Annotated in this window: 1 protein-coding gene; it reads right to left on the reverse strand. The window is 66.2% G+C overall.

Annotated features, from left to right (window positions below; all coding sequences use genetic code 11):
• Positions 1 to 266, reverse strand: a 266-nt coding sequence (locus ACX3VQ_RS13015) for a putative PEP-binding protein (protein ID WP_462581471.1), incomplete at both ends; no start/stop codon positions are given.

The raw sequence follows: 266 nt of genomic DNA on the forward strand, positions 1-266 counted from the left end.
TCGTCGAACGTCTGCGCGACGAGCGAACTGTCGCGATCGAGGCCGAGCGTGAGCTGCGTCATGTCGTTCGAGCCGATCGAGAAGCCGTCGAAGAACTCGAGGAAGTCGTCGGCCAGCACCGCGTTGCTCGGCAGCTCGCACATCATGACGACCTCGAGCCCGTTCTCGCCGCGCCGCAGGCCGTTCTCCGCGAGCAGCTCGACCACCGCGTGGCCCTCGCCCACGGTCCGCACGAACGGCACCATGATCTTCACGTTCGTGAAGCC

The sequence above is a fragment of the Altererythrobacter chaiwopuensis genome, from assembly GCF_054957735.1.